We start from the raw sequence: 16,204 nt of genomic DNA, 5'->3' as shown, positions 1-16,204 counted from the left end.
ACCAGGAATCCTGCGTGAACGTCGTATGAACTGGGCTCGGGCGTGCGCCGTCGGCGACATCATGCTGCCGTGGACTCCTGGACGGATACTCTCCGCTTCGCTTTCCAACCGGTGGTCAATCTGACGACCGGCGGAGTCGCGGGGCTGGAGATACTCGCCCGACCGGAGACCGGCGACGTCCTGGCCGAGGCCCGCCGCGATCCCGAACTCGACGGTCGGCTGGCCGTGTTGGCGTTCCGTGCGGCGGCTCGCAAGGAGACGTTGCTGCCCCTGTACGTCAACGTGTTCGCCGGGACCCTCGCCGACCTGGGCGGACTCACGCCGCTCCACGACGCTGTGCGCGCGGCAGGTCGACTGCCGTGGGAGGTGACGATCGACATCGGTCCGCCGTACACGCACGTGCCTCAGCAGGCACTGCTGGAGGCGATCGGCGCACTCCGTGACCAGGGATTCCGGATCTGCGCGGACGGCGTCGGCGACGGAGATCTCCCGCTGCGGTTGCTCACGGACATGACCCCGGACCTGGTGAAGCTCGACGCGTCCCTGTTGGCGCGACCGGCGGGGGTACGGGCGATGCGGACACTGTGCGAGCAGTTGGGAGCGCTCCTGAGTGTCGAAGGCGTGGAGACGGAGCTGCAGTGCGCGTCCGCGCGGTCGGCCGGTGCCCAGCTGGCTCAGGGGCAGCTGTTCGCTCCGCCGGCCCGGCTGCCCGCAGCGGAGGTATACGTTCCGCCGCGCTCCTCCGGACTGGCGGTGGCGCAGCGATCGGGGCCGTCGGTGCGGGAGTTCGTGCGGCCGGCCGCACTGCTGCCCGCCACCGCTTCCGCGGGCCAGGTTCGGGCACTGCTGACCGGGTCGCCGGACGTGTCCGGGGTCCTCCTGGTGGACGGGAGCGGCGTTCCGGTGCGATCGGTGCATCGTTCCCGCTTTCTGCTGTCGATGTCGGGCCGTTACGGCCATGCCCTGTACGCGGACCGGCCTGCGGCCAAGCTCGGAGATCTGCCGCGCACGGTGGGCGCCGACGCCACAGCGTGGGAGGTGCTGGATGTCGTCGCGGACGGTGGCAGGGACCGTACATCGGACGATGTTGCCGTGGTCGACCGCTACGGCCGGTGCGTGGGCGTCGTACGGCTCGCGGATCTCGTAAGGGCTCTGGCCGAGACCCGGGTCGAGGAGGCCGCCGGACTCAATCCGCTGACCCGGCTGCCGGGCTCGGACACGATCACCGGCGAGGTGGACCGGCGGATCGCGGACGGGCGGACGTTCGCACTGAGTTGGCTGGATGTGGACCATTTCAAGCAGGTCAACGACGGGGCCGGGTTCGCGGCGGGCGACGAGCTGATCCGGTCGGTGGGACGGGCGCTGCAGCACGCGGCGTCGGACAGTACCCGAGTGGGCCACATCGGCGGGGACGACTTCCTGGTGCTCGCGGATCCGGAGCGGCTGGATCCGCTGGCCACATCCGTACTGGACGCGCCCTGGTCCGCGGGTGGGCGTCCCGTCACCCTGTCCCTGGCCACGGTCCTGTGCGAGCCCGGGAGCGTGACAGACCACCGGCAGGCGGCCGCCTGTCTCGCGCCCCTGAAGAAGGCCGCGAAGTCACTGAGCGGGGCGAGCTGGGTGCTGGGCCGGGCCGGGCTGCCCGGGCACGAGATCCTTCGCGGGGTGGCGCAGGCAACGGCCCAGGCCGAGTGGGCGGTGGCGGAGCCGGGCAGGGGGTGAGACGCTTCTTCTACGAGGTCGGCGGAGGCCCAATCCGCACGGCCTCAGCACAGCCCTGGTCTTCAGCCCCTGCCGGGTTCAGCAGGAACTGGCCTCCCTGCCGGCCTCAGCAGGGCCCGGTGTCCGTCCCGCCCCCCGAGTGGGCGTCCCGACAGCCCGTTCGGCGACGGTCCGTGCCCCGTCGGCACGCCCTCAACCGTTGGCGTCCGCGACCTTGACGCCCCTTGAACGCCGGTGAACACTTCCCGGTGTCAGTCGACATCGCCGTACATTTTTGGCGTATCCACGCACTGCGCCGCGCGGTTCCGCCTGCACCAAGGGCGTCCTCCCCCACGGGCGAGTCGGCTGCGACGGCACGCTCATCACGGACGCCGAACGGGGCGCGGGACCTCCCTGCCCTCGGCTGAAGTCGCCATGGGAAACGCACCCCGCACGAAGAACCGGGGCCGATCGTCCCGGTCAGGGCCTAGGAGCCGCCATGAGCAACGGAGACATATTCCTCGGTGAGGTCATCGGTACCGCGATCCTGATCCTCTTCGGAGCCGGAGTGGTCGCCGCCGTCGTACTCAACTACTCCAAGGCCAAGGACGCGGGCTGGATCGTCATCGCCTTCGGCTGGGGTTTCGGCGTGATGGCCGGCGCATACACCGCCGCGCCGCTGTCCGGTGGGCAGCTCAACCCCGCCGTGACGCTCGGGATCGCCATCGACACCGGGGTATGGGACAAGGTCCACATCTACATCGCCGGGCAGATGGTCGGCGCGATCCTGGGTGCGGTGCTGTGTTGGCTGGTCTACTTCGCGCAGTTCCAGGCCAACGCCGACAAGGACATCGCTCAGCCGACCCTCGGAATCTTCTCCACCGCGCCCGCGATCCGCAATGTCGTGGCGAACCTCATCACCGAGATCATCGCGACGATCGCGCTGGTACTGCCGATCCTCGCCTTCGGCCTGACCAAGGGGCTCGGCGTGTCCGGCACCGCGATTCTGATCGTCTCGTTCCTGGTGGTCGGCATCGGTCTGTCGCTCGGCGGTCCCACCGGATACGCCATCAACCCGGCCCGTGACCTGGGCCCGCGCATCGTCCACGCCCTGCTCCCGATTCCCAACAAGGGCACCTCGGACTGGGGCTACGCGTGGATCCCGGTGGTGGGACCGCTGATCGGCGGGGTGCTGTCCGGGCTCATCTTCAACGCAGCCTTCTGAAGGAACCGACGAAGGGGACGTCATGACGGACAAGTTCGTCGCCGCCATCGACCAGGGCACAACCTCGAGCCGCTGCATGATCTTCAACCAGGACGGCGCCATCGTGGCCGTCGACCAGCGCGAGCACCGCCAGATCTTCCCCAAACCCGGCTGGGTGGAGCACGACGCCACCGAGATCTGGTCCAAGGTGCAGGCGGTGGTGGCCGGCGCGATCGCCAAGGCCGGGTTGCGTGCCGACCAGCTCAGCGCGCTCGGCATCACCAACCAGCGCGAGACGACTGTCCTGTGGGACCGCGCGACGGGCAAGCCGGTGCACAACGCGATCGTGTGGCAGGACACACGCACGGCGGCGTTGTGCAACCAGCTCGGCGGCTCGGACGGGCAGGACCGTTTCCGCGAGCAGACCGGCCTGCCGCTGGCCAGCTACTTCTCCGGCCCCAAGGCGGCCTGGCTGCTGGACAACGTGCCCGGCCTCAGGGACCGCGCCGAGCGCGGCGAGATCGCCTTCGGCACCATCGACTCCTGGCTGATCTGGAACCTCACCGGCGGCACGGAGGGCGGGCATCACGTCACCGACGTGACGAACGCCGGACGCACCATGCTGATGAACCTGGAGAGCCTCCAGTGGGACTCCTCGATCCTCTCCGCCATGAACATGCCGGAGGCCGTCCTTCCGGAGATCAGGTCCTCGGCCGAGGTGTACGGGACCGCCGTCGGGCAGCTGGCCGGTGTGCCGGTCGCCTCCGCCCTGGGCGACCAGCAGGCGGCGGTGTTCGGGCAGGCCTGCTATGACGTGGGCACGGCGAAGAACACCTACGGCACGGGCAGCTTCCTGCTGCTCAACACCGGCAACCGGCCGGTGCCGTCGAAGAGCGGGCTGCTGACGACGATGGGCTACAAGATCGGCAGTGAGGCGCCGGTGTACTGCCTGGAGGGGTCGATAGCCATAACGGGCGCGCTGGTCCAGTGGTTCCGCGACCAGCTCGGCATCATCCGCACCGCCGACGAGATCGAGCCTCTGGCGGCGAGTGTCGAGGACAACGGCGGCGCCTACATCGTGCCCGCCTTCTCCGGCCTGTTCGCGCCGTACTGGCGTTCGGACGCGCGTGGGGTGATCACCGGACTGACGCGGTACGTCACCAAGGCGCACCTCGCCCGCGCGGTGCTGGAGGCGACGAGCTGGCAGACACGCGAGGTCGTGGACGCCATGTACCAGGACTCCGGCGTGCACATCACGACCCTGAAGGTCGACGGCGGCATGACGAAGAACAACCTGCTCATGCAGCACCAGGCGGACGTGCTCGACGTCCCGGTGATCCGGCCCAAGGTCTCCGAGACGACCTGCCTGGGAGCCGCGTACGCGGCCGGCCTCGCCACCGGTGTGTGGAACGACCTGGACGAGCTCAAGACGCACTGGGCGAAGGACGCCGAGTGGACGCCCGCCATGCCTGCCGATGTGCGTGACCGCGAGCACCACAACTGGCGCAAGGCGGTGGAGAAGAGCTTCGGCTGGCTGGAGGACGGCGAGAGCTGACGGAGACGGCTGAAGCGGAAGGCTGGAGCCGAAGAGCGGTCCACGCGTGCGTGCGTCCCATGTGAGCCACACGCGCGTGGCCCTGAGCCACGGCCCGTACCCCGGTCGGCGGGGGTACGGGCCGTGCCCGTACCCCCGCCTCAGGTGGTCACGGCCTCGCGGCGGTCCGCCTGAAAGGCCATCGCGTGCTGGACGACACCGATGAGGGTCTCCTTCACCGACTCCCGGTCGCGGGCGTCGCACAGCAGCAGCGGTACGTCGCTGTCGAGGTCGAGGGCCTGCCGGATGGCCTCCACCGGGTAACGGTCGGCTCCCTCGAAGCAGTTGACGCCGACGAGGAAGGGTATGGAGCGCCGTTCGAAGTAGTCGACGGCCGCGAAACAGTCCTCGAGGCGGCGGGTGTCGGCGAGTACGACGGCACCGAGCGCGCCTTCGGACAGCTCGTCCCACATGAACCAGAACCGCTCCTGGCCGGGCGTACCGAAGAGGTACAGCACGAGATCCTCGCGCAACGTGATCCGGCCGAAGTCCATGGCCACGGTGGTGGTGCGTTTGCCCTCGACACCGCTTGTGTCGTCGACCGGGCGGCCGGCCTCGGTGAGCAGTTCCTCCGTGCGCAGCGGCCTGATCTCGCTGACCGCGCCGACGAGGGTCGTCTTGCCCACGCCGAAGCCGCCGGCCACCAGGATCTTGAGCGTGACGGGCTCGACCGGAGGCTTCCCGCGCTCAGAACGCCCGAAGATCATCGATCTCTTCTCCTGCTTGATGGGGGTCGCGCGACGGTCGGCCGTAGCCTCCGCCGCCAGGGGTTTCGATGACGAGTACGTCGCCGGGTCGGACATCTGCGGAATCGCTTCCGCCGAGTGCGGTGACCGTGCCGTCCGCGCGTTCCACGCGGTTGGCACCCAGCGCGCCGGGTTCGCCGCCCGCCATGCCGTACGGCGGGACTCGGCGGTGCTGGGACAGCGTGGAGACTGTCATGGGCTCGTGGAACCGGATACGGCGCAGGGCGCCGTCACCACCGGGCCACCGCCCGGCCCCTCCGCTGCCGCGCCGTACGGCGAACTCGTCGAGCTGTACGGGCAGTCGCCACTCCAGCACTTCGGGGTCCGTGAGCCGCGAGTTGGTCATGTGGGTCTGGACGACGGGCGCTCCGGGGAACCCGTCGCCGGCGCCGGATCCGGAGGCGACGGTCTCGTAGTACTGGTGGTGTTCGTTGCCGAAGGTGACGTTGTTCATGGTGCCGGAGCCCTCGGCCTGGACGCCCAGTGCGGCGTAGAGGGCGCCGGTGATGGCCTGGGAGGTCTCCACGTTTCCCGCGACGACCGCTGCCGGGGGTTCGGGAGCGAGCATGGAACCGGGCGGCACGATGATGTCGAGGGGGCGCAGGCAGCCGTCGTTGAGCGGGATGTCGTCGTCGACAAGGGTCCGGAAGACATACAGGACCGCCGCGTTGACGACCGAGAAGGGGGCGTTGAAGTTCGTGGAGAGCTGCGGGGACGTGCCGGTGAAGTCGACGGTGGCGGAGCGGTTCTCGCGGTCCACGCGCACGCGTACCCGGATGATCGCGCCCGAGTCGGTCTCGTACGCGTACTCACCGTCGTCCAGGGCGTCGATGACGCGGCGTACTGCTTCCTCCGCATTGTCCTGGACATGCTTCATGTACGCCTGGACGACGGCGAGGCCAAAGTTGTCGATCATCCGGGCGACTTCGTCGACGCCCTTCTGGTTGGCCGCGATCTGGGCGCGCAAGTCTGCGAGGTTGGTCTTGGGGTTGCGGGAGGGGTAGGGCGCCTCGGTGAGCAGCCGGAGGGTCTCCTGCTCGCGGAAGCTGCCGTTCTCGGCGAGCAGCCAGTTGTCGAAGAGGATTCCCTCTTCCTCGATGGTGCGGCTGTTCGCGGGCATGGAGCCGGGGGCGATGCCGCCGATCTCCGCGTGGTGGCCGCGTGAGGCGACGTAGAAGAGGATCTCCTGACCACCCTCCGTGTTCGCCGCACTTCCCGAGTCGAAGACCGGGGTGATCACGGTGACGTCGGGGAGGTGGGTGCCGCCGTGGTACGGGTCGTTGACGGCGTAGGTGTCGCCGGGGCGCATCCGGGAGCCGCGGCGGCGGATGACCTCCTTGACGCTGGTACCCATCGAGCCCAGGTGGACGGGGATGTGTGGGGCGTTGGCCACGAGGTTTCCGTCCGGGTCGAAGAGCGCGCAGGAGAAGTCCAGGCGTTCCTTGATGTTGACGGACTGGGCGGTGGATTCGAGGCGGGCGCCCATCTGTTCGGCGATGGACATGAAGAGGTTGTTGAAGACCTCGAGAAGAACCGGGTCGGCTTTTGTATCGAGATCGGAACTCTGCGTAATCGCCACCCGTTCCATGACCAGATGCCCGTCGTCGGTCGTCGCGGCGTGCCAGCCGTCGTCGACGACGGTCGTCGCACTGGCCTCGGTGATGATCGCCGGGCCGGTGACGGTTTCGCCGGGAGGCAGGTACTCACGGCGGTGGAGGGGTACGTCGCGCAAGGCGCCGCCCGTGTGGAGGCGGACGGTTTCCGGTGCGGCCGGGCTGCCTTCAGGGGTGGCTTCGTAGGGGGCGAGAGCAGAGAGATCGGGGGGGTCGGTGATGCCGGTGGCTTCGACGGAGAGGGCTTCGACGACGATCGGGCGGTCGAGCGTGAAGGAGTACGTGGCGCGATGACGATCTTCGAAGGCATGCCTCATCGCGTCGGGCTCGGTGAGTTCGACGGTGAGGGTGGTGTCGGTGCCGTCGTAGCGGAGTTGGGCGCGGCGGGTGACCTTGATGTGCTCCTCGGGGACTTCCTCGTCGAGAAGTTCGGTGCGGGCGGCTGCTTCGAGGTCGCTCGCCGTCTTCAGGACGCCGGGCATCGAGGTGGGCTGCAAGGGCGCCTCGACGGACTGTTCGCGCATGGCCGTGGTGTCGGCGAGGCCGATGCCGAGAGCGGAGAGGACGCCTGCCATGGGCGGGACGAGTACGGTGCGGATGCCGAGCGAGTCGGCCACCATGCACGCGTGCTGTCCACCCGCACCCCCGAAGGTGGTGAGGGCGTAGCGGGTGACGTCGTGGCCCTTCTGGACGGAGATCCGCTTGACGGCGTTGGCGATGTTGGCGACAGCGATCTGCAGGTAGCCCTCGGCTACCTGCTCGGGCGTGCGGTCGTCGCCGGTCCGCTCCCGGATCTCACGCGCGAGGGCGGTGAAACGCTCACGGACGAGGGTGTCGTCGAGCGGCTGGTCGCCTTCGGGACCGAACACCTTGGGAAAGTGGGCGGGTTGGATGCGGCCGAGCATGACGTTGGCGTCGGTGACCGCGAGCGGGCCGCCGCCCCGGTAGCAGGCGGGTCCCGGGTCCGCGCCCGCCGAGTCCGGCCCTACGCGGTAGCGGGAGCCGTCGAAGTGGAGGATCGAGCCGCCGCCCGCCGCGACGGTATGGATGTCCAGCATGGGGGCGCGCAGCCTGACGCCGGCGATCTGTGTGGTGAAGACGCGTTCGTATTCGCCGGCGAAGTGGGAGACGTCGGTGGAGGTGCCGCCCATGTCGAACCCGATGACACGATCGAAGCCGGCGAGCTGCGACATACGCGCCATGCCGACGATGCCTCCGGCGGGGCCGGAGAGGATGGCGTCCTTGCCGCGGAACTGCCCGGCTTCGGCGAGGCCGCCGTTGGACTGCATGAACATCAGCCGTACGCCTTCGAGTTTCTCGGCGACGTGCTGGACGTAGCGGCGCAGCACAGGCGAGAGGTAGGCGTCGACGACGGCGGTGTCCCCGCGTGGGACGACTTTCATCAAGGGGCTGACCTCGCTGGACAGCGAGATCTGAGGGAATCCGATGCGGGCGGCGAGCTTCCCGACGGCCTGTTCGTGCGCGGGGTGGAGGTGACTGTGCATGCAGACCACGGCGACGGCACGGATCCCGTCGTCGTACCCCTGCTGGAGGCGGCCGGCGAGGGCGTCCAGGTCGGGAGCGCGTACCACGGTGCCGTCGGCGGCGATGCGCTCGTCGACCTCCACGACCCGCTCGTACAGCAGCTCGGGCAGTTCGATACGGCGCGCGAAGATCCGCGGGCGGTTCTGGTAGGCGATGCGCAGGGCGTCGCGGAAGCCTCGGGTGATGACCAGCAGGGTGCGCTCGCCCTTGCGCTCGAGCAGGGCGTTCGTGGCGACCGTCGTGCCCATGCGGATCGCCTCGATGGGGTCCTGGGATCCGTCCAGCAGCTCGCGCACGCCCGCGACTGCCGCGTCGGAGTAGCGGGCCGGATTTTCCGACAGGAGCTTGTGCGTCAGCAGACGGCCGTCCGGGCGTCGCGCGACGATGTCCGTGAAGGTGCCGCCTCGGTCGACCCAGAACTGCCAGCCTGTCACGTCACTACCCCGCTTCCGCGCCGCTCACAGCGCCCGCAGGCCGTTGATCACGTCGCGCAGAATACTCTCGTCCACCAGCTCCGCAGGCGGTACTGGCCGGTTCACATGGACGAATTCCGCGTCCACGAGATCCCCGATGAGGACACGTACGACTCCAATGGGCAGATCGAGCTCAGCGGAGAGTTCGGCCACGGACTGCGGGGTGTCACGGCACAGCCCGACGATGTCCACGTGTTCCGGGGACAGCGTGGAGTCCGCGTCCGGATCGTCCGCGTGCGGTTCCGCGACGACCACCGCGATCAGGTCGAGGCGGTGCTGGGCCGCACTGGTGGTGCGGCCACGCGTCATGGCGTACGGACGGACAACCGGTCCGGCTTCGTCGTCGAACCAGTGGCTTCTTCCCTGACCGTCAGCGCTCATGCCATCCCACTACCCGCCCGCGGGCAGATCGGTGCGCGGAGCGGAGCCCAGATGCACCCCGACACGCTTGACGAGGAGCGTCATCTCGTACGCGACCAGGCCGACGTCGGAGTCGGCGTCCGAGAGCACCGCGAGGCAGCTGCCGTCGCCGGCGGCCGTCACGAACAGGAAGGCGTCATCGAGCTCGACGACGGTCTGCCGGACGTTGCCCGCCTCGAAGTGGCGGCCCACACCCTTGGCAAGGCTGTGGAAGCCGGACGCCACGGCGGCCAGGTGCTCGCTGTCCTCACGGGTCAAGTCCTTGGACACGCCCGTCGGCAGGCCGTCACTGGAGAGGACGAGGGCCTTGCGAATGCTGGCGACGCGGTCCACCAAGTCGTCGAGGAGCCAGTTGAGCTCGCCGGACTGGTTGGTCGCGGTGTGGCCGGTCGCCTTCGGTGCGGTCATCGACCGTCCCCCTTAGTCGTTCGTTGTGGTGCTGTGCCGCTGTGGGCGTCATCGCCCGCGGCGTTCTCCTGGCGGCCGCGCTGCCAGCCGCGCTGGAGCGAGGCCATGCGGTTGCGGACCTCGTCCGCGTCCCGCTCGGCGAGCTCCGTAGGGTCCTCGGCACGCGGTGCGGACCGCTGCCTGAGCTGCGGAGCGAGGTTGGCCTGTCGTACGCGTCGGGGCAACGCCCCCGCTCCGGAGCCGGTCTCCCCCTGTGTAGCGGCACGGTTCGGGGCTGAGTCGTCGGAGCCACTCGACGCGATGGCGGGACGCCGTGCTCGCCTGGGGAGAGCCGGGGGCTCCGGCGGCTCACCAGGGCCGTACCCGGTGGTGGAGGGAGCGTCGGCACGGTCACCTGTCCGGTCGGGCGCACCGGCTCCCTCGCCCCGGTCGGCCGTACCGCGGCGGCGGGTCGGCAGCGGAGCGAGGCCGTTCGGCTCCGGACGGCTCGGGCCTGTCGAAGGCTCCGCGTCGCCCTTCTCCCGCCGGGAGCGCTGCTCGGTGACCGGACGCCCGTGCGAGCTGACCAGCTTGGGTGTCCTGCTGCGGCGGGGCAGCGGGACCGGGGCGCTCGCACCGTCGTCCGGGTCGGCCTGGGCCGGTCCGCCATGGATGTCGGAGACCGGCCGCTGTTCGCCGACCGGGCCTGTCGTCTCGTCCTCCATGGAGGCAAGGGTGCGACGCGAGCGGAAGAGGCCGCCACGTTCGCTGTCCTCGTCGTCGAGCCCGTCCGGGAAGCCGGTGAGGGTGTCGAGATCGACGGGCGCCTCCAGCTCGACCGGGCCGTCAAGGAGCGAGGCGGGCAGGCCGGGCACACGGACCGGTGCGTGGGACAGTGCGGCTCGGCGCGCCTCCTCCAGCTCGGCCTCCTTGGAGGGAGTGGGGCGGTCGAGGCGGAACCCGATGCCGTTGGTGTCCGGGACGTCGTCGGTGAGCAGCGCGTCGGGGATGAAGACGACGGCGGTGGTTCCGCCGTACGGCGAGGGCTGCAGGGAGACCCGGACGTTCTGCCTCTGGGCGAGCCGGCTGACCACGAACAGGCCGAGCCGGTCGGTGTCGGACAGCTCGAACTCGGGCGTCTCGGCGAGCCGGAGGTTGGCGTCCAGCAGGACGTCGGCCGCCATACCCAGCCCGCGGTCGTGGATCTCCAGGGTGAAGCCGTTGGCGACCCGCTCACCCAGGACCTGGACCGCGGTGTGGGGTGGGGAGAACACGGTGGCGTTCTCGAGGAGTTCGGCCACGAGATGGGTGATGTCGGCGACGGCCGGGCCGGTGACGGCGACACGGGGCAGGCGGCGGACCTCGATGCGCTCGTAGTCCTCGACCTCGGCCACCGCGGCACGGACGACGTCCATGAGCTGCACGGGCTTGCGCCACTGCCGGGAGGGGGCGGCGCCGGAGAGGATCACCAGGCCCTCGGCGTGCCGGCGCATGCGGGTGGTCAGGTGGTCCAGGCGGAAAAGGTCGGCGAGTTCGTCGGTGTCCTCGGTCCGGCGTTCCATGGTGTCGAGGAGCGTGAGCTGTTTGTGGAGGAGGACCTGGCTGCGGCGGGCGAGGTTGACGAAGACCTCGGAGACGCCGGCGCGCAGTTCGGCCTGCTTGACGGCTGCCTCGACGGCGGCGCGTTGCAGGGTGTTGAGGGCCTGGCCGACCTCACCGATCTCGTTCTTGTCGAACTCCAGGCGGGGGACCTCGGTCTCCACGTCGACCTGTTCGCCTGCGGAGAGGCGGCGCATCACGCTGGGCAGTCGGACACCGGACGCCTCGTGGGCCTCCAGGCGCAGCTGGCGCAGATCGCGAATGAGCGCACGGCCGACGCGCACGGACAGGAAGAGCGAGAACAGCAGGGCGAGCAGACCGAGGACACCGGCGACGGCGGCCTTGATGATGACGCCCATCGCGACGGGGCGGACGCGGTCCTGATAGCGGGTGCCCGCCTCGTCGTTGAGTTGGCTGAGCTCGTCGAGGACACTGCCGGCGGCGGTGTCCCAGCTCTTGGCGTCGACCGTGCTGGGCCTGCCGGGCTGGGTGGCGATGACGGTCTGTTCGGCGGTGTGCAGTGGGGCCGTGGAGGCGTTCCTCCAGAAGCGCTCGTAGCGTTCACGCTCCGACGAGGGCAGGTCCGCAAGGCTGATGTCGTACATGAGCGTGCGCTGGGCGACGAGGTCGGAGACGCCGTGTATCTCCGCGCGGGTGAGCTTGCCGACCACGAGGGCGGAGCTGAGCAACGCGTCCTCGCGGGAGAGCAGTTCGCGCGCACGGGTGACGTTGAGCAGGGCGCGGGCCTGCTTGTCCATCGCCACGCTGTCGATCCCGTCGAGGGAGCCCAGCAGGGCGTAGCAGGGGTCGACGAGCCGGTTGTAGAGGTCGAGGGCCTTGGCGCGGGTGACCGTTCCGTCCTCGACACTGCGGCGCAGGGGATTGATGCCTTCGAAGGCGTCCAGGACGGCGGTCAGACGCTCGCTGTCGCCCTGGTCCAACCCGTCGCGGACGTCGGGGTCCTTGGCGTTCTTGCGGATCGCGGCGACGGCGGTGTCGGTGGCGTTCCGGGTGGCCCGCAGTGCGGACAGCGCGTCCGAGGCGCGGCGATCGGCGAGGTACACCAGCGCCTGGCGGCGTTCCTGTTGCAGGACGCGGACCGCGTCCTCGGTGGAGTAACCGATCTTCTCGACGAGGGACGACACCGTGAAGAGCTGGGCCACACCTCGCCCCGTGAGTACCGTGGCGAAGCCCCAGATGGCGGTCAGGGACACCAGCGGCACGAGAAGCAGCGCCACCATCTTCCGGCGGATCGACTTCCCGCGAAAGCGCATGGCCTCCCCCAGCTCAAACCCCCCATTGGCCAGGGGGGCACACCTGTGCGTCAACAATTGGCGCGAGCCTACTACCGACGCACAAGTAACTCGAAGAGTGATCCGGAAGATGAACTTCCGCACCGCCGACGAGACATGGGGAGTTGTCCGGGCATTGCGGGAGATTGCCTCCCGTGATCCCACGGCGCCTCTATGGACGGATCCAGCCGGTCTGCAGGGCCAGTTGGCCGGAAATTTATCTTTCTCGGGAATCTTCAGGACGCGTCGGTCGTCCTTCTGTACGGGAGATGGAGGCGGAATGGGCCACAGGAGCCGCATCCCGCCCCCGGGCGGCGTAAAACAGCGCAAGCCGGGCATCCGCTGGGGAGCCAAGTCTTCGGGCTGGGACGAGCGGTCTGCTGGCGGTGGGGAGTGACACGGTGATGGGCACGGCGGAGCGGCAGGAGGCGCCGGAGGACGGCGCCACGACGCATGTGACGGCACGGCGCGGCCCCGAAGCGCAGGATCGCGACAATCCGGCAGACGGACGCGAGGCGACGGGCGGTAGAGACGTTCCGGTGGGCACAGGTGCGGTGACAGCGGACGGGCGCGGCGCATTGGCCGAGTCCGGCGTCAAGGCCGCGATGGAGGAGAGCACGGCCAGTGCTGTCGACAGCGGGGCGGACCGGGCGTGGTCGGGCTACCGGCCGTTGTGGGTGGAGGAGCCCGCCCCGCGGCGCCGGATGCCGGATCCGGTGCGTACGGCGGCCGTGCGGGCGGTGCTGCTCATCGCGGTGACGCTGATCCAGGCGATGGTGGCCTTCCTGTGCACTCTGGCCGGATCGTGGCTGGCCTTCCCGATGGTGATCAGCAGTGTGGTCAGCACGGTGGTGGCCACCTGGGGCGCCCTGGACGTCTGGGTGACCCGCCAGGTGTGGAAGCAGCGCCATGGCGTCGTCTCGACGCCGAGCAGCACGGCGCGTGCCCTGCGACGTGAGCGGCGCCGGACGCGACGCCAGGCACGGCAGGCCGAGCGCGCACAGGAACGAATACGCCGACGGGGCGGGGCCGGGCAGCTGTCGCACTCCTGAGCACAGTCGAGCGAGGGTCAGCCGGGAGGCTCGGCGCACGGCACTCACGGGCTTGAGCGAGCCGATTCGGGGCCAGGGCGTGGCCGTGTCGTTCCGACCAGGCACCTCTCGGACGCGGCGGGTGCGAAGCTCACCCGTCCGGGATCACGGGAGCGGCCCGGATCACGGCAGCCACTGCCACCGCCGCTTCCGAGGCGTCTCTCCGAGCCCGTGGACAGCGACCGGCCAGCTCGGTGTGCCGACGGGCCGCCCCGACCGAGACCCGCTCGACGCCAGTGGCCGGATGCCCGCCAGGCCGCCGCATCGGCACAATCAATCTCCGTGGCCGACAGCACAGTCGGCCACCCGGGGTGCGCGCACCAATGCACCGTCGCCGGCAGCGGTGTGCGCTCCGTCGGAATGGCTCGTCAAGGACTTCGTCGGGAAGGCCCAGGTGGAGAACGCCCGAGAGCCGACCTGCCGTCTCACGCCGCTGCCGGCGAAATCCTCGCCGACCTCGCCGTGAGCGGCACCACCGGGCACCCGATCAGTCTGTTCGACCCCGCCAGCCTCGGCGCCGCGCCCGCTGTCGAACTCGCATGTGGCAACACCTGTTTCCGGAGACCCCTTCCGAAGACCCTGCTCTCCGCGGCCCGCCGGATCTCTCCCCCAGCCTTATCGCAACCGCAGCACCGGTCTCGCCGAGCCGGGCGCGCCGTTCGAGCGCAACGCATGGGGGACCTCACCTCGGAGAAGGGATCACCTTCCAGTAGTCCGGCTGCGGCCGCGAGTTCGGCGCCCCACCGGGCTCACCGGGTACCGCAGGACGAAGCACATCTGGCGCGACACCAATCCCACGCCGCAGGGGTGGCTCGCGTGACTCGCGGGTAACAGCAGGCTCATCACCCGTCCTTGATCCCGGCGCCCCCACGAGCCGCGCTCTCCCCTTCTCCGGCCCACGAGGAGTCCGCTCATGTCAACCACGGAGCACCCAACCGGTCCACACAGTCACGACGACGCCGAACTCGCCGAGTTCGGATACAAACCCGAACTCAAGCGCACGCTCGGCAACTTCCATACCTTCGCCGCCGGGATCAGCTACATCTCGATCCTGACCGGCACGTTCCAGCTGTTCTACTTCGGCTACGGCAGCGGCGGACCCGCCTACTGGTGGTCGTGGCCGATGGTCTTCATCGGCCAGTTCATGGTCGCCCTCTGCTTCGCGGAGCTGGCCGCCCGCTACCCCGTCGCGGGCTCCGTCTACAACTGGTCGAAGAAGATAGGCAATCCGCATCTCGGCTGGCTCGCCGGCTGGATGATGTTGATCGCCTCCATAGTGTCCATATCGGCCGTGGCGCTGGCCTACCAGTTGACGCTCCCTCAGATCTCGTCGGCCTTCCAGATCGTGGGGGACGGCACCGGCACGTACGACGTGGCGACCAACGCGGTCATCCTGGCCGCGGTGTTGATCTTCTTCACCACCTTGGTGAACGCCTTCGGAGTGAAGTTGATGGCGAGGATCAACACGGCGGGCGTATTCATCGAGTTGATCGCCACCGTCGTCTTGATCGTCCTGTTCGCCGTCCACATCACCCGCGGCCCGCAGGTGGTGATGGAGACGAACGGCACCGGCGCGGACTACGGCACCGGGTACCTGGGCGCGTTCCTCGTGGCGTCCCTGGCGTCGGCGTACGTCATGTACGGCTTCGACACGGCCTCCTCCCTCGGTGAGGAGTGTCTGGACCCGTCCCGCAACGCGCCGCGCGCCATCATCCGCGCCATCGTGGCCTCCTTCGTCCTGGGCGGCCTGATCCTGCTGCTGGCTCTGATGAGCGTCTCCAGCCTGAAGGGCGAGAAGCTGTCCACGGACGGCCTGCAGTACGTCGTGCTCAACGTCCTCGGCCCGACGGCCGGCAAGGCGATGCTGTGGTGCGTGCTGATCGCCGTCACGGTGTGCGCCCTGGCGGTCCACACGGCCGCGATCCGACTGGCGTTCGCGATGGCCCGGGACAACAACCTGCCGGCGTCCTCACGGCTGGCGCGGGTCAGCCCGCGCTTCCAGACGCCGATTCTGCCGACCGTGATCATCGGCATCCTGGCGCTCGCGATCCTGGTGGTCAATATCCGTCAACCGCAGATCTTCACCGTCGTCACGAGCATTGGCATCATCATGATCTACCTCGCCTACCTCGGGGTCACCGCCCCGATGCTGGTGGCGCGGCTGCGTGGCAGGTGGCGGCCGGCGGGCGACGGCAAGTTCTCGCTGGGCCGGTGGGGGCTGTTGGTCAACATCGTCGCCGTGGTGTGGGGCGCGGGCATGACCCTCAACCTGATCTGGCCACGCGCCTCGGTCTACAACGCGACGGCTCCGTACCACTGGTATCTGCGCTGGGGCGCGGTGCTGTTCGTCGCGGTCATCGCGGGCGGGGGCTTCGCCTACTACTGGTTCATCCAGCGGCATCGGACGGGTGTCCTCGCCGAGCACAGCCTGGAAGGCGCGGCGGCGCCGGCCACGGAGGTCAACTCTCCATGACGGTCCGCGGAGTCGACCGTGTCGTGGTCGGCGGCCGCACCGCGGGAAACACCGTCGGGCCTGGCG

10 protein-coding genes are annotated in these 16,204 nt (G+C 69.5%); 5 read left to right on the top strand and 5 right to left on the bottom strand.

What is annotated here, in order from left to right; genetic code table 11:
- The first annotated feature begins 69 nt into the window (after window positions 1–69).
- From ADK36_RS09980 to glpK, 3 genes are all read left to right on the top strand, one after another.
- On the top strand, window positions 70–1,722 hold the full coding sequence (locus ADK36_RS09980; RefSeq protein WP_048584373.1) for a GGDEF domain-containing protein: 1,653 nt from the start codon (window positions 70–72) through the stop codon (window positions 1,720–1,722).
- Window positions 1,723–2,200: 478 nt separating this feature from the next.
- On the top strand, window positions 2,201–2,926 hold the full coding sequence (locus ADK36_RS09975) for an MIP/aquaporin family protein (RefSeq protein ID WP_048584372.1): 726 nt from the start codon (window positions 2,201–2,203) through the stop codon (window positions 2,924–2,926).
- A 22-nt stretch (window positions 2,927–2,948) separates the two neighbouring features.
- On the top strand, window positions 2,949–4,460 hold the full coding sequence (gene glpK / locus ADK36_RS09970; RefSeq protein WP_053197022.1) for a glycerol kinase GlpK: 1,512 nt from the start codon (window positions 2,949–2,951) through the stop codon (window positions 4,458–4,460).
- 140 nt (window positions 4,461–4,600) lie between these two features.
- Here glpK and ADK36_RS09965 read toward each other — a convergent pair whose 3' ends face one another.
- The 5 genes from ADK36_RS09965 to ADK36_RS09945 are packed head-to-tail and all read right to left on the bottom strand — an operon-like array spanning window position 4,601 to window position 12,556.
- On the bottom strand, window positions 4,601–5,206 hold the full coding sequence (locus ADK36_RS09965) for a GTP-binding protein (protein ID WP_048584370.1): 606 nt from the start codon (window positions 5,204–5,206) through the stop codon (window positions 4,601–4,603).
- Window positions 5,187–8,837 carry a hydantoinase B/oxoprolinase family protein gene (locus tag ADK36_RS09960; protein ID WP_053197020.1) on the bottom strand — a complete coding sequence of 1,217 codons (3,651 nt, stop codon included), beginning with the start codon at window positions 8,835–8,837 and terminating at the stop codon, window positions 5,187–5,189. Before ADK36_RS09960 ends, ADK36_RS09965 begins: the two co-directional genes overlap by 20 nt.
- A gap of 24 nt (window positions 8,838–8,861) precedes the next feature.
- A complete protein-coding gene (locus ADK36_RS09955; protein ID WP_048584368.1) occupies window positions 8,862–9,257 on the bottom strand; it encodes a DUF742 domain-containing protein in 396 nt (131 codons plus the stop codon).
- Between the two features lie 9 nt (window positions 9,258–9,266).
- On the bottom strand, window positions 9,267–9,704 hold the full coding sequence (locus ADK36_RS09950; RefSeq protein ID WP_048584367.1) for a roadblock/LC7 domain-containing protein: 438 nt from the start codon (window positions 9,702–9,704) through the stop codon (window positions 9,267–9,269).
- Window positions 9,701–12,556, bottom strand: a complete 2,856-nt coding sequence (locus tag ADK36_RS09945) for a nitrate- and nitrite sensing domain-containing protein (protein WP_048584366.1) — start codon at window positions 12,554–12,556, stop codon at window positions 9,701–9,703. Before ADK36_RS09945 ends, ADK36_RS09950 begins: the two co-directional genes overlap by 4 nt.
- A 422-nt stretch (window positions 12,557–12,978) precedes the next feature.
- Here ADK36_RS09945 and ADK36_RS09940 point away from each other — a divergent pair, with 422 nt between their 5' ends.
- Both ADK36_RS09940 and ADK36_RS09935 read left to right on the top strand, forming a co-directional pair.
- Complete coding sequence (locus ADK36_RS09940; protein ID WP_053197018.1) at window positions 12,979–13,626, top strand: hypothetical protein; 648 nt, start codon at window positions 12,979–12,981, stop codon at window positions 13,624–13,626.
- Window positions 13,627–14,578: 952 nt separating this feature from the next.
- Entirely contained in the window at window positions 14,579–16,138 is a 1,560-nt protein-coding gene (locus ADK36_RS09935; protein ID WP_048584364.1) for an APC family permease, read from the top strand.
- Window positions 16,139–16,204 lie beyond the last annotated feature (66 nt).

It is taken from the genome of Streptomyces viridochromogenes, from assembly GCF_001270495.1.
Taxonomy (GTDB): Bacteria; Actinomycetota; Actinomycetes; order Streptomycetales; family Streptomycetaceae; genus Streptomyces; species Streptomyces viridochromogenes_A.
The sequence above is the reverse complement of the archived record's forward strand: the minus strand, read 5'-3'. Positions and strand labels throughout refer to the sequence as shown.